We start from the raw sequence: 14486 nt of genomic DNA, 5'->3' as shown, positions 1-14486 counted from the left end.
TCCAAGTGGTCGGCCACGGGTCGGCTCACGAGCCGCGCGGCAGGGTCAGGCCTATCATCATCGCCTCCAGGACCAGCAGGGGCGAGCCGTTGGCGATGAGGCGCTGGCGGGCCAGGCCGATCGTCTCCAGCGCACCCAGCAGCTCCTCCTGCGTCATGGCGCGGGCCAGCTTCTCGATCTGGTCCGGGTCGCTCGTGTTCACCTGGGCCACCTGCGCACCGCTAGCCACGACCAGGGCGTCCCGGTAGGCCGAGGCCAGGTCGGTCAGCGCGGCGTCGATGCTGTCGTGCTGCTGACGGCGGGCCTCCGCCTTGAGCCGGTCCTCCAGTCGGCGCAGGTGCGCCCGCACCGACGGCGGCTGGGTGCGCGCCAGCGGGTCGGCCCCGACCTGCTCGAGCAGCGAGCGCCGCTGTTGCTCGGCGTAGTCCTCAGAGGTTGCCCGGGCTCCTTCGCCGGCTTCCTGGACGAGGTCGGCCGCCGCCCGCAGCGCATCCCCGAGGGAACGCAGGGTCAGCGGGATCGCGACGATCTCGCGTCGGCGGGCGCGGGCGTGCTCGTCGGTGGCCAGTCGCCGGGCGATGCCGATGTGGCTCTGCGCAGCGCGGGCGGCATAGTGGGCCATGGACGGGTCGACGCCATCCCGGCGGACCAGCAGGTCGGCGACGGCAGCCGCCGGGGGCGTCCCCAGCCGCACGTGCCGGCACCGGGACCGGATCGTGACGAGCACGTCCTCCAGCGTCGGCGCGCACAGCATCCACACCGTCCGGGCGGTCGGCTCCTCCAGGGACTTCAGCAGGGTGTTGGCCGAGTAGTCGTTGAGCCGGTCGGCGTCCTCGACGATGATCACCCGCCAGCGGCCGAGACTGGGCCGGGCCTGGGCCTCCAGGACCAGCTCCCGTGCCTCGTCGACCTTGATGAAGGTCTGCTCGGTGTCGACCACGCGCACGTCGGGGTGGCTGCCGGCGAGGACCATCCGGCACGGCTGGCACTCGCCGCATCCGGCCCCACCGGCCTGGCCCTCGGACCGCGCCTGACCAGTAGCCTCACCCGTCCCACCGGGAGCTGCCCCCTGCGCCTCGCACTGCAGGGCGGCCGCAAAGGTCCGGGCCGCGACTGAGCGGCCAGACCCCGGTGGACCGGTGAAGAGCCAGGCGTGCGTCATCGCGCCGGGCACCGTGACCGCCTGCTGCAGCGTGCCGACGACCCGCTCTTGACCGACCAGCTGGTGAAAGACGCTCACCCGGCACCCTCCTGCGCCACGGCCCCGCCCAGCTGCAATAGCTCTGCGACCCGCTGCTGGATCTGCCCGGCCAGCTCCGCCGCGGGCCGGGAGGCGTCCAGCACCAGGTATCGCTCCGGCTCCCGGGCGGCGAGGTCGAGGAAGCCCTGCCGGACCCGGTCGTGGAAGTCGTCGGCCTCCCGCTCCAGCCGGTCGTGCACCTCTCCGCGGCGGGCCCGACCCTCGCGGGCGCTCACGTCGAGCAGCACGGTGAGGTCGGGCACCAACCCCTCGACCGCCCACATCGACAGCTTGCGGACCTCGTCGTGACCCAGCGCCCGCGCCGCTCCCTGGTAGGCGACGGAGGAGTCCAGGTAGCGGTCGGTGAGCACCACCCCCCCGCCCTGGAGCGCAGGGCGCACCACCGAGGCGACGTGGTGGGCCCGGTCGGCGGCGAAGAGCAGCGCCTCGGCCCGCGGGCTGACCGAGCCGTCCTCACCGTGCAGGAGCAGCTCGCGGACCTGGCGCCCCAGGCCCGTGCCACCGGGCTCGCGGGTATGCCGCACGGCATACCCCTGGTCGGTCAGCCACTGCCCCAGCAGCCGGGACTGGGTGGACTTGCCCGCCCCGTCGCCCCCCTCGAAGGCGACGAAGAAGCCCGGTCCACGGCCGCGCGGGGCGGGCTCGGGCGGGGTCTGCTCGGTCACCCGGGCAGCCTACGGGACCGCGCCGACCAGCCCGACCCCGTCCACAACCGGCACCCCTACGGGGCACACCGACGGGGCACACCGACGGGGGCACCGGCGGCTCAATCCCGCTGCGCGTTGGCCACGACCGCGTCGCGGACGTAGCGCGCAAGACCCTCGTGGATGTCTTCGTAGGCCCTGGTGAACCGGGGGTCGGTGACGTACATCTCGGCGATGTTGGCGTGCAGCTCGCGCGGGCAGTCGTAGAACCAGGTGCAGATCTGCTGGCGCGCGGCCTCGGCGACGTCCATCGCCGCCTCGGACTCGGCCGGCGCTCCGCTGGTGAGCAGCTGGACGAACCGGGCGTTCACCTCCTCGCCCTGCGCCTTGATCTGCTCCCACTGCTCCTTGGAGTAGCCCTTGGCCCGACGCTGGGACTGCTCCCAGGCCTCGGTGCCGCCCCATCGCTCCTCGGCCTCCTGGGCGTAGCCGTCGTCGAACCCGTCGCCGAACAGCTCGCGCCGTTCCACTTCAGTGATCTGGTAGTCGTTCATCTGTGCCTCCAGGGCCTTGTCGATCGCGCTGACCAGCCCGGTGAGCTCGGTCAGCCTGTCCGTGATCGCTGCCCGCTGCCGCCGCAGGTGAACGGTGACATCGGCGCCCGCCGCGAGGATCCCGCCGATCTGCTCCAGGGGGAAACCCAGCCGGCGATAGACGACGACGTGCTGCAGCCGTTGCAGGTCCGCCTCGGTGTAGAGGCGGTAGCCGGCCCGGCTGCGCTCCGACGGCCTGACCAGGCCGATCTGGTCGTAGTGGTGCAGGGTGCGCACCGTGACGCCGACCGTCTCGGCGACCTGGCCGACCGTCCAGAGCTGCTCCGTCATCTCGATCACCCGTTCAGCGTGGCGCCTCACGGTGCGTGAGGGTCAAGCCGAGGGCCCGAGCAGGTCCTCGGGACGGGTCATCGTGCCCCGACCACGCTGGCTTTCGAAGATCAGCGAGGTCTCGGCGTGCAGCACCCCCGGCCGGTTGGTGAGGTGGTCGAGCACGAAGTCACGCAGGGCGTCGGCGCTGGGGCAGGCTACGTGGACGTAGTAGTCGATGGCGCCGGAGACGTGAAAGGCCCCGAGCACCCCGGGCAGCGCGGGCACCTCCTCGGTGAACTGCTCGAAGTGGCTGCGCCGGTGGCCGCCGAAGCGAACGGCGATCATCGCCTCCACCGGCCGGCCGACGGCCACCGGGTCGATGTCGGCGTGGATGCCGCGCACGACCCCCCGCTCCCGCAGGCTGCGCACCCGCACCAGGCAGGTCGACTCGGCGATTCCGACCTCTCGGGCGAGCATGGCGTTGGACATCCGCCCGTCTTGTTCCAGCAGGCGCACGAGGGCCAGGTCGATCGGGTCCAGCGGCTTGTCGTCACGAGGATTCTTCGGCACGGCCCCAGGGTATGCCCGCGCACGCCGCATACCCTGCACCGCACCGCCGAGGAAGGCCGCGGTGGACGCGGTCGGCCCGGCAGTCCGTCTGCACGGGCTGCCGGGCCGACCCCGGTCGTGCTACCTCACTCCAGGGTGCGCAGCTGGTCCAGGATCACCTCTTGCACCGCCACCGGGCCGCCCAGGACGGGGATCCGCCCCGGCTGGAGCCGCTCCAGGGAGCTCCACGTCGCACCGGGCACCGAGTTGTTGCGGACCAGGAGCATCGGCACCTCCTCGTGCCCGGCCAGCGCGGCGCCGGCCAGGGCGTCGGGCCAGTTCTGCCCCGAGGCGACGTAGGTGGTGTCGGCGGACGGGTAGGCCTGCGCCACGGCGGCTGCCGTGCGGTAGCGGTCGGTGCCCGCGATCCTGGTCACGGTGCCGTACTGCCCCAGTGCCTCCTGGACGCCGGACGTGACCGCAGTGGTGCCACCCAGCAGCACGATCTGGTCCGGCGCCAGCCGGGCCAGCTCCCGGTGCGTAGCCGCCGGGACCGAGCCCGTGCGCACCAGCAGGACCGGTGCATCGAGCGCGCCGGCCCGGGAGGCGCCTGCGAGGGCGTCGGGGTAGTCGCGCCCGGTGGCCACGAAGACTACCTCCGAGGACTCGAACTCCGCCGCCAGGTTCGCCGCGGTGACGTAGCGGTCGCTGCCGGTGACCCTGCGGATCGGCGCGTCGGTGACGACGTCGATAGCCCGGATCACCCGGTCGTCGACCGCCTGGGTGCCGCCGACGACGACGACCTCCTGCGGTGCCAGCCTGCGCAGCTCAACGCTGGTAGCGCTGGGCAGGCTGCCCTGCCGGGTGAGCAGCACCGGGGACCCTAGGCTGCCGGCCCTTGCCGCCGCGGCGAGCGCGTCGGGGTAGCTGCGGCCGGTGACGACGAAGACCGTCTCCACCCCGGGCTCGAAGCGCTGGGAGACCGCTGCCGCGGTGCCGTACCGGTCCGTGCCCTGGATCCGGAAGACGTCCGGGTGGATCGGGCCGGGGGGCGCCTCGCAGGAGGCGTGGAGCAGGTCGAAGTCCTGCACCGTCACCACCCCGCGCCGCGGGGTCACCCGGGCGGAATCGGGCAGGTGCTGGTTCGCCGAGGCGATCATCTCCAGCTCACCAACCCGGGTGTCGATCCACTGGGCGTACTGCCCCTCGGTGTCGGTGACCAGGCGCCACCTCGGCTGCGGCACCCGGGTCGGGGTCGCGTCGACCGTCGCGCCGCCGAGCGGGCTCAGGTCACCGGTGCAGCTCTCACCCTGAACCGTCCCTGCCAGCTTGCCCCACGTGGCGGGGGGCAGGACCGTCATGGTGACCTCGGTCACCGGGTCGCTGCCCGGCACCCCGCCGACCGCGCGGATGCCCGCGGTGTAGTCGCCGGGCTGAGGCACCGTCCCGTCGGTGGTGACCTGGACCGTCACCGACTCGCCCGGGGCCAGCGTCGCCTCGTACTGGCTCAGCGAGAGCCAGGGGACGTCGGTGACCGAGCCGCAGTCGTCGAAACCCGGGAGGTACTCGACGACATCGGTCGGCTCGAACCCTTCGGCCCCGCCCACGCGGACCAGACCACAGCTGGCCGCGCCGCGGTAGTTGGCCGTGTTGGGGTTCGGCAGGTCCACCCAGGTGTCCTGGGCGGGGTCGTAGCCCCAGGTCTCGTTCGACAGGTCGCCCATGACGACACCGCCGCTGACCACCAGCATGCCGTTGGCGACCGCGTGGGAGCTGGCCCACCAGGGGGCCGGCGCCTCCGCGACCTCCGACCAGCTGTCGCTGGCCGGGTCGTAGGCATAGGTGCTCGACAGCTCGGCCATCTCGTTGGTGCCACCGGTGCAGTAGAGCTGCCCGGCCACCCCGCCGCAGGAGGCGAAGGCCACCGAGACGGGGTAGTCCGCCACGGTCGACCAACTGTCGGCGCCGGGGTCGTAGGCCGTGACCGTGCGCGACATCGGCTCGCACTCGCCGGTGCTGCACCCGCCGACGGAGTAGAGCTGGCCGTCCAGGACGGCCTGACCTGCGGCCGAAACCGTCGAGGGGTTGTCGGCAACCTGCGACCACTCGTCGGCAGCCGCGTCGTAGACGTAGGTGTCCCCGGTGGTCGTGCCGTCCGTCGTCCAGCCACCGCTGACCACGATCTGACCGTCGACCACACCAGCGGTCATCGCCTGCAGCGGGACGGGCAGCGGGGCCACCTCGACCCACTCCATACCGGCCGGATCGTAGCGGCGCACGGCATCGGTGAGCTCGAAGCCGTCACCACCACCGATGACATACCACTGGCCGTCCAGCGTCACCATGCGGTGGTCCATGACCGCGGTGGGGTAGGAGGCGAGCATCTCCCAGGGCTCCTCGGCCGGGCCCTGGGCCGCAGGCTGCTGGCCCGTGGCACGGCCGGGGGAGGCTGCGTAGGAGGTCGGGGCGTCGACCCGGCGGTCGGGGGCTCCCGTCATCTCCCGGGCCTGGCTCGCGGTCATCCGGGTGCCGTCGGCCCGCAGCATGTCGAAGTCGCCGCGCACCTCCTGCAGCTCGATGTCCACGACGTCGTCGCCCTCGTTGGTGACCGTCAGCTCCTCGGTGGCCGGCTCACCCAGGGTCACCTCGGTGTTGATCGAGGGGGGGTCCAGGGTGAGCAGCCCTCCGCCGAGCACGAAGTCGGCCCGGACCGCACCGCCGTCGGGCACCGTGACGTCCTGCACCAGCGAGGTGTAGCTACGCGCGGAGGCCTCGAACGGGTGCTCGCCGGCCAGGTTGCTGAACAGCCAGTAGAAGCCGTCGTCCTGACCCTGGTCGGCCGGGGTGTCCACCGTGACGCCGGTGTCGGACGGGTTGTCCAGGCTGGTCACCCGTGCGCCGCGGATCGGCGCGTCCTGCAGCGAGGAGGAGACGTTGCCGAAGACGTAGCCGCCCTCACCGACCGGGTCGCAGGTGCGGTTGCCGAGGAAGACGTCGTCGACCTGCCAGAACCAGGCCCACTCTGCCCCGTAGTAGTGGAAGCGGACGCGGACGTCGGACTGGTCCTGCGCCATCGGCAGCGGCAGGATGGTCAGGCCCTCCTGGGGGGTGGTGTAGCTGGCGACGGTGGTCCACTCGACGCCACCGTCGACGGAGACGTCGACGTCGGCCACGTCGTTGATCGGCTCGTACATCTGCCGGAAACCCAGCGTCGGGGAGCCCACCTCACTCATGTCCACCGGAGGCGACACCAAGGCGGTGTTCTGCACGCCCTCCGGCCCGTACCAGTCGCTGTCGACGATGGCGAAACCGCCCTCACCGCCGGTGAGGTTGCCCCGGCCGGCGGGGTCGTCGAAGACCCACACCTGGCCGTTGTCCAGGATGTCCTCCACGGTCCAGCCGGGGGGCTGGGTCCCGTCGTCGAAGGTCTCGGTGAGCCCGTCGACGTTGACCTCGTAGCCGTTGGCGGTGCAGGACACCGCGTCGACAGGCACGGCGACGTCGTGGGTGAGGTCGCCGGTGAGCACCACGTCGTCGGAGACGACGGTGTAACCGGGGTACTGCACCTCGACGTTGATCCGGACGGGTGTGTCCAGCGGCACGTCGAGGGTGTAGCTGCCGTCAGCGGGATCGGTGTAGGTGAAGAGGTCGGTGCCGGTCACCAGGACCCGCGCGTAGAGCGGGTAGCCCTGGCCCGAGCCGTCGGTGACCGTGCCGGAGACCGTCCCCGAGAGTGACCGTTCCAGTGCGAAGTCCTGGACGACGGTCTCCTCGGCCGGCACGGTGACCGGCTCGGTCTGGCTGATCCAGCCGAACTTCTCGGCGCTCACCTGGTATTCCCCGGCGGTGACCAGGGCGCGGTAGGCACCCTGGGAGTTGGTGCGCACGGTGCGCTCCAGCTCACCCTCGATGGTGACCTGGGCCGCGGGCAGCGGCTCCCCGGTGGTGGCGTCCGTGACGACGCCCTCGAGGTAGCCGACGTCCCCGCGGGGCGCGGCGCTGACCAGGGCGTGGGCGTCCAGGCGCCCCTCGCCGAAGACGTTGTTGTTCTCGGCGGTTCCGCCGCACTGCAGGTCCTCGGTGTCGATCGCGGTGCCGTTCAGCAGGTCCCAGGTGGTCTCGATGTCGCCGATGAGCGCCGGCGAGCTGGCCCACATCAGCGCGATGGCGCCGGCCACGTGCGGCGAGGCCATCGAGGTGCCGGAGTACCAGTCGTAACCGTTGCCGGGCACGGCTGAGCGCACCGAGGTCCCCGGCGCAGCGATATTCGGCTTGATGCTGCCGTCCTGGCCGGGGCCGCGGCCGGAACTGGGGTTGATGACGTGGTTGGCGTCGTAGTTGCCCACCGAGTAGTTGATGATGCGACTGCCGGGGGAGCCTGAGGTCTCGCACTGTGGGCCGCTGTTGCCGTTGGCCCAGACGCCGAACTGACCGGCGGCCGCCCAGGCCTCGGAGATGTCCTCCATGAACGGGTCGTTGGAGGGGAAGGTGCTGCCCCAGCTGTTGTTGATGACGTGTGGCCGCATGGACGGATCGGGGTCGCTGCCGTCGATGCGGGTCGGCGCCAGCATCCATTCACCCGAGGCGATGAGCGCCTCGTCGCTGGGGCAGCAGCCGTTGGCCGAGATCCACGTCGCGCCTGGCGCGACGCCAATCTGGTTGTCCCCGCCGTCGCTGCCGACCATGGTGCCGGTGACGTGCGAGCCGTGGCCCTCGAAGTCCACCGGCTCCTCCGGGGACGATCCCGAGGCGTCGAACCAGCTGTAGTCGTGGTCGAAGGTGCCGTCGCCAAGGTTGCCGCGGTACTGGTTCACCAGTGCGGGGTGGTCGTACTGGACGCCCGTGTCGATGGACGCGACGACGATCTCCTCACCGGTGATCCCGAAGTCGGCCCAGACGTCGTCGGCGTTGATGTCGGCGATGCCCCACTCGACCGCTGCCGGGCCGACGTCGGCCGGCTCCACCGGCTCCAGGTCGGGCAGCTCGTAGGTGTTGACTGCGTAGAGCCCGTCCACCCGGCTGTCGCCGGCCAGGCTGAGCGCCAGCTCCTCCGTGCCGCCGGTGACGCGGATCGCGTTCGTGATCCAGTACGAGCGGTAGGCCGCCCCCTGCTGCTCCAGTGTGGAGACGGCGCCGGCCTGGCTGGCGCGGGCGGTGTCGGTCAGAGCCTCGTAGACCGCATGGCCCCGCGCATCCCAGCCGGAGATGCCGGCAAACCTCGTCATGTCGGGCCGGTCACCGAAGCGAACCCAGAAGTCGACCCTGGGGTCGCTGTCCAGCGCCTCCTGAAGGTCGGCATCGATCTTGTCGGCCACGCTCCCAGTGGCCGGCAGACCACTCCCTGCCGGACCGGCGGCCGGGGTTACGGCGCTCGCGGCCCCCCCTCCTGCCAGCATCGCTGTTCCCGCGACCGTGGCGACGAGCCGCCGCCATCTGTTCTGCATGGCCACCAGGGCCCCCTTTGTCGTCGATGACTGCCTGGTCGACCCAGGTGAGTCGAACCTAGGACCGGGCCACCGGCGGGACAACGATTCATCCGGGGCACTTGTGGGACAAATTGGGGCAATATTCCTGCATCGGGGCCGGAAGAGCGCAGGTCAGGCAGGAGCCACGGTCTTCCGGGCTGGGTGCGGGCGCGGCGCGGGCGCGGGTCAGGCGCCGTTCGGAGGCTGGGGCTGGGCCACGAGGCGGAAGCCGGCACCCCGGACCGTCTCCACCAGCACCGGCGCCTGGGCCTCGGCGAGCTTGCGGCGCAGCCGCTTCACGACCGCCCGCACCTGGGCGCCGTCCCCCACGAGGCCGGTGGCCCAGACCCGACGGGATAGCTCGGCGAAGGACCACACCCGAGCCTGGTCCAGGCTCAAGGTCTGCAGCAGGGCGAACTCCAGGGGCGTGAGCCGGACGCTGCGCTCACCACCCCAGCACACCGTGCGCTCGGCCGTCCTGACCGTCAGCCCTGGCTCCGGACAGGGGGAGGCGGGCAGAGTCTGCAGCAGCTCCTCCGCCTGCTCGGCGGTGGTCGTGACCAGGACAGCCACGTCCTCGGGCAGCGCCGCCAACAGCCGCTGCTGCTCGGCCCTGCTGGTGGCGATGATGACCACCAGGCTGGGTGCGGGAGAGCGGGATCCGGTGGGCAGCCCCGAAGAGTGCGGCAGCGAGGGCTCGGTTGCGGTGCGGGTGAGCTCGAGCAGGGTGTCGCGGGGCCGCTGTGCTTCGTAGGTCCTAGCCCCCATGGGCAGCAGGATAGCCGTCGCCGGGCAGGACGCGCTCCCCCTTCGGCAATATTGACTCCCGACCGCAGACTCTGCATCATAAGCCCATGAATGCCGAACATCTCAGCGTTGAGACCCGGTCTGTTCACGCAGGACGTGCTGACCTGACCGCCTTGGGCGTGCACGTCCCGCCGATCGACCTGTCCAGCACCTATCCGTTACCCGGGATCGAGGACGGGGGCGCGGCCTACGACCAGATGGCGGGCGGTGGCATACCCGGCGACGGGCAGACGCCCGTCTACCAGCGGTTGTGGAGCCCCGGCGTGGCCCGCTTCGAGGAGGCCCTTGCCGATCTTGAGGGTGGGGAGGCCGGGATCGGTTTCGGCTCCGGTATGGCGGCGCTCAGCGCGGTACTGCTTGCCTGCGTGGCGGCCGGCACCCCGCACGTGGTCGCCGTGCGCCCCCTTTACGGGGGTTCTGACCACATCCTGGCCACCGGCCTGCTGGCCACCCGGGTGACCTGGACCACCGTGGCCGGCATCGGCGACGCCCTGGAGCCGGACACCGGACTGGTGCTCGTGGAGACCCCTGCCAACCCGACTCTGGACCTGGCCGACCTGCGGGCGGTCACCGCCGCTGCGGGGCAGGTGCCGGTGATGGTGGACAACACCTTCGCCACTCCGGTCCTGCAGCGGCCGCTGGAACACGGAGCCACTCTGGTCCTGCACTCGGTGACCAAGTTCCTCGCCGGCCACGGCGACGTCCTGGCCGGCGCCGTCGTGACCTCCTCGGAGTGGGCACAGCGGATCCGCCCGATCCGCGCCATCACCGGGGCCGTGCTGCACCCGTTGTCTGCCTACCTGGCCCACCGTGGCCTGCAGACGCTGGTTGTCCGCGTCCGCGCCCAGCAGGACACTGCGCAGATCGTGGCCCGCTGGCTAGCCGAGCACGCCGCGGTCCAGCACGTGCACTACCCCGGGCTCGACGGTGCCGACCCGGCCGGCCTGGTCGGCACGCAGATGTCCGGCCCCGGCGCAGTCCTGGCCTTCGACGTCGGCAGCTACGGCAAGGCCGCCTCGGTTGCGGAGGGCACCCGGTTGATCACCCACGCCGTCTCTCTGGGCGGCGTCGACACCCTGATCCAGCATCCCGCCGCCCTGACCCACCGGCCGGTCGCTGACGGCTTCAAGCCGGGTCAGGGGGTGCTGCGCCTCTCGGTCGGTCTGGAGTCACCGCAGGACCTCATCACCGACCTGGACCGAGCGCTGTCCCAACTCTGACCCGGATCTGACCGGCAACGCGTGTCGCCGGTCGGGGGCAAAGCGTGTCGCCGGTCGGGGGCAAAGCGTGTCGCCGGTCGGGTCAGGTCGTCTTCTTGGCCGTCGTCTTCTTCGCGCTCGTCTTCTTGGCCGTCGTCTTCTTGGCCGTCGTCCTCTTCGCGGTCGTCTTCTTCGCCGCCCGCTTGCGCGTGGTGGGGCCCTTGGCCCGCTTCTCGGCAATCAGCTCAAAGGCCCGCTCCTGGGTCAGGGTCTCCGGGTCGTCGTCCTTGCGCAAGGTGGCGTTGGTCTCGCCGTCGGTGACGTAGGGCCCGAACCGGCCGTCCTTGACCACGACCTTCTTGCCGGAGACCGGGTCCTCAGCGAACTCGCGCAGCGGCGGCTTGGCCGCACCGCGGCCCCGTGTCTTGGGCTGGGCATAGATCGCCAGCGCCTCCTCCAGGGTGATCGAGAAGATCTGCGCCTCGGACTCCAGCGAGCGACTGTCGGTGCCCTTCTTCAGGTAGGGCCCGTAGCGGCCGTTCTGCGCGCTGATCTCCACCCCCTCGGCGTCAACCCCCACCACGCGTGGCAGCGACAGCAGCTTCAGCGCGGTCTCCAGGTCGATCGTGGCCAGGTCCATGTCCGAGAACAGGGAGCCCGTGCGCGGCTTGACCTTGGTCACCTTCTTCTTCGTGCCCGCCGTCGGCGCTTCCTCGGGGACCACCTCGGTGACATAGGGGCCGTAGCGGCCGGCACGGGCGACGATCTCGCGCCCGGTCTCCGGGTCGGTGCCTAGCACCCGTCCGTCATCGGCGGCGGCCGCGAGCAGCTCGGTCGCCTTCTCCGCGGTCATCTCGTCCGGCGCGATGTCGTCCGGCACGGTGGCCCGCTTGACCTCACCGTCCTCCTCGATCTCGACGTAGGGCCCGTAGCGTCCGACACGCACGACCGACCCGTCCCCGATCCGCACCGCGGACACCGCGCGGGCGTCGATGTCGCCGAGGTCCTGCACCAGGTCGCGCAGACCCTCGGCCCCACGGGCCTTGTCGCCGAAGTAGAACCGCTGCAGCCAGGCCGCCCGCTGCTCGTCACCGCCGGCGATTCGGTCCAGGTCCTGCTCCATCGAGGCGGTGAAGTCGTAGTCGACCAGGCGCGGGAAGTGCTGTTCGAGCAGCTGGGTGACGGCGAAGGCCAGCCAGGTCGGGATCAGCGCCGAGCCCCGCGTCCGGACGTAGCCCCGGTCCTGGATCGTGCTGACCGTCGCGGCGTAGGTCGAGGGGCGGCCGATGCCCTTCTCCTCCAGCGCCTTGACCAGCGTGGCCTCGGTGTAACGCGCCGGCGGGCTGGTCTGGTGACCCTGCGCCTCCGCGCGTAGCGTCTCCAGGCCGACGCCCTCGGACAGCTTGGGCAGCCGGCGGCCCATCTCCGCGTCCTCGCCGTAGCGGGACTCGTCCCGACCCTCCTCGTAGGCGGCGAGGAACCCGCGGAAGGTGATCACCGTGCCGGACGCTGCATACTCCGCGCTGCGAACATCGACGGCGCCCTGCGCCGTGTTCCTCCTGGTGCCCTCCGGCAGCGTGGCGGTGAGCCGCACGCTGGCCGTCGAGCCCTTGGCGTCGGCCATCTGGGAAGCGACCGTGCGCTTCCAGATGAGCTCGTAGAGGGCGTACTCCTGGCCGCGCAGCTCGCCGGCGACCTGGGCGGGAGTGCGGAAGCGGTCACCCGCGGGTCGGATCGCCTCGTGAGCCTCCTGCGCGTTCTTGGACTTCTTGCCGTAGACGCGGGGGGTGTCGGGCACGTAGTCCGCGCCGTACATGTCCCGGGCCTGGGACCGCGCCGCGCTGACCGCCGAGCTGGACAGCGTGGTGGAGTCGGTGCGCATGTAGGTGATGTAGCCGTTCTCGTAGAGCCGCTGCGCCGTGCGCATCGTGCTCTGGCTGTTCAGCCGCAGCTTGCGGCTGGCCTCCTGCTGCAGGGTGGAGGTGGTGAACGGCGCCGACGGGCGGCGGGTGTAGGGCTTCTCGGACACCACCCGGACGACGACGTCGGCCTCGAGGGTCCCGGCGGCGACGGCCTGGGCGGCGGCGGCGTCCAGCTGCACGGCCCCCTGGGTGCGCAGCGTCCCGTCGTCGCGGAAGTCCCGTCCGGTGGCGACCTTGGCCCCGTCGACGGTGCTGAGCTTGGCCTCGAAGGCCTGACCGGTATTGCCGCCGGGGGCGAACTCGCCCTCGACGTCCCAGTAGGAGGCGGACCGGAAGGCCATCCGCTCGCGCTCACGCTCCACCAGGATGCGGGTGGCGACCGACTGCACCCGCCCTGCCGAGAGCCCCTGCCGCACCTTGCGCCACAGCACCGGCGAGACCTCATACCCGTAGAGGCGGTCCAGGATCCGGCGGCTCTCCTGGGCGTCGACCAGGTCCATGTCCAGGTCGCGCGTCTCGTGGACCGCCCGCTGGATGGCCTCCTTGGTGATCTCGTGGAAGACCATCCGCTTGACCGGGACCTTGGGCTTGAGCACCTCGAGCAGGTGCCAGGCAATAGCCTCCCCCTCGCGGTCCTCGTCGGTGGCGAGGTAGAGCTCGTCAGCGTCCTTGAGCGCGCGCTTGAGCTCGGTGACCTTTTTCTTCTTGTCGGCGTCGACGACGTAGTAGGGGTCGAAGCCGCCCTCGACGTCGATCGCGAACTTGCCGTAGGGGCCTTTCTTCATCTCCGGCGGCAGCTCGGAGGGGTTGGGCAGGTCCCGGATGTGGCCGATGCTGGCGTCGACGTGGTACTCCGGCCCCAGGTACTCCCCGATGCTCTTGACCTTGCCGGGCGACTCGACAATCACCAGTTTGCTGCCTGCGGCCATGTTCGATCTCCTTATTGCCTCGTGTGCCGCGGATTCGTCGCAGCTCTGTGGCACGGGCTCCGGGCGTCACCGTAGCCCATGAGGATGAACCGGCTACGCTGCATCCCCATGAAGGCGCGTGCAGGAGCAGGACGGTCAGGAGCAGGTATGCGGCGTGGGTCGCGTGCGGTCGTCCTGGCGGCCGCCTTAGGTGCCCTGGTGCTGACCGGGTGCGACTCCGACGACGGGGACGAGGCCGAGCAGGCCGCCGTGACTGGTGACCTCGATGGAGACGGTGTCGCCGACGGCGACGACGGGCAGGCCGCCCCGGAGCCGGTGCCGCCGCCCACCGAGCCGGCCGAGATCACGCCCGTGCCGCCGTCGCGCAGCGTCAGCGAAGACGGCAGCACAGTCCAGATCGAGGGCGGCCGGGCGGCGTTCGTGCTGCCCAGCGGCAACGTCAGCTGCGTGCTCTCCGAGGAGAACGCCCTGTGCCAGATCGTCGAGAAGACCTACGACGTGCGAGCGGATTTCATGATGCCGGACGTGCTGGGCGACTGCACCGTGGAGAACGCGGACGCGATGACGATGACCAACGAACCCGCGGCCTGGACCTGCGCCCCCGAGGACCTCGCGCCCTCCGCGCGGGTGGACCGGCTGGGCTGGTGGGCCCAGGAGCTGGACGGCGAGACCCTGGACGCCGACGGTGGCACGCTGGCGGTCCTGCCCTACGGCAGCACCATGGTGCACGGTCCCGTCTCGTGCACCGCCAGCGAGAGCGGCGTCACCTGCCGACACAGCGAGCTGGGCAACCGGGAGATCGTGCTGGCCAGGGACACCTACTGGATCCAACGGTTCTGACCGA

At 71.3% G+C, this 14486-nt stretch carries 9 protein-coding genes; 2 read left to right on the top strand and 7 right to left on the bottom strand.

Going from position 1 to position 14486, the window contains the following annotated elements:
• Positions 1-25: 25 nt before the first annotated feature.
• The 6 genes from FY030_RS01690 to FY030_RS01665 form a co-directional block, all read right to left on the bottom strand.
• The gene (locus FY030_RS01690) at positions 26-1240 is read right to left on the bottom strand and encodes a DNA polymerase III subunit delta' (RefSeq protein ID WP_158060007.1); all 1215 of its coding nucleotides are present in this window, start codon (positions 1238-1240) and stop codon (positions 26-28) included.
• Positions 1237-1926, bottom strand: coding sequence for a dTMP kinase (tmk, locus tag FY030_RS01685; protein WP_158060006.1), 690 nt, complete (start codon positions 1924-1926; stop codon positions 1237-1239). The genes FY030_RS01690 and tmk overlap by 4 nt, the downstream gene beginning before the upstream one ends.
• Before the next feature lie 101 nt (positions 1927-2027).
• Positions 2028-2789, bottom strand: a complete 762-nt coding sequence (locus FY030_RS01680; RefSeq protein ID WP_158062573.1) for a MerR family transcriptional regulator — start codon at positions 2787-2789, stop codon at positions 2028-2030.
• Between the two features lie 42 nt (positions 2790-2831).
• Positions 2832-3341, bottom strand: a complete 510-nt coding sequence (locus FY030_RS01675) for an Lrp/AsnC family transcriptional regulator (protein WP_158060005.1) — start codon at positions 3339-3341, stop codon at positions 2832-2834.
• Positions 3342-3466: 125 nt separating this feature from the next.
• The gene (locus tag FY030_RS01670; RefSeq protein ID WP_238348503.1) at positions 3467-8635 is read right to left on the bottom strand and encodes a cell wall-binding repeat-containing protein; all 5169 of its coding nucleotides are present in this window, start codon (positions 8633-8635) and stop codon (positions 3467-3469) included.
• A gap of 336 nt (positions 8636-8971) precedes the next feature.
• Positions 8972-9553 (bottom strand): winged helix family transcriptional regulator, encoded by a 582-nt coding sequence (locus FY030_RS01665; protein ID WP_158060003.1) that lies wholly within the window; start codon positions 9551-9553, stop codon positions 8972-8974.
• 86 nt (positions 9554-9639) lie between these two features.
• On the opposite strand from FY030_RS01665, the gene FY030_RS01660 reads away from it, so the two are divergent.
• Entirely contained in the window at positions 9640-10812 is a 1173-nt protein-coding gene (locus tag FY030_RS01660) for a trans-sulfuration enzyme family protein (RefSeq protein ID WP_158060002.1), read from the top strand.
• An 82-nt stretch (positions 10813-10894) separates the two neighbouring features.
• Here the strand turns inward: FY030_RS01660 and topA are convergent, their stop codons facing one another.
• Entirely contained in the window at positions 10895-13642 is a 2748-nt protein-coding gene (gene topA / locus FY030_RS01655; protein ID WP_158060001.1) for a type I DNA topoisomerase, read from the bottom strand.
• Between the two features lie 147 nt (positions 13643-13789).
• On the opposite strand from topA, the gene FY030_RS01650 reads away from it, so the two are divergent.
• Positions 13790-14482 carry a hypothetical protein gene (locus FY030_RS01650; protein ID WP_158060000.1) on the top strand — a complete coding sequence of 231 codons (693 nt, stop codon included), beginning with the start codon at positions 13790-13792 and terminating at the stop codon, positions 14480-14482.
• Positions 14483-14486: the final 4 nt, after the last annotated feature.

Origin of the sequence: Ornithinimicrobium pratense, assembly GCF_008843165.1 — a bacterium.
GTDB classification, from domain to species: Bacteria; Actinomycetota; Actinomycetes; order Actinomycetales; family Dermatophilaceae; genus Ornithinicoccus; species Ornithinicoccus pratensis.
This window is presented reverse-complemented; position numbering and strand designations above follow the sequence as displayed.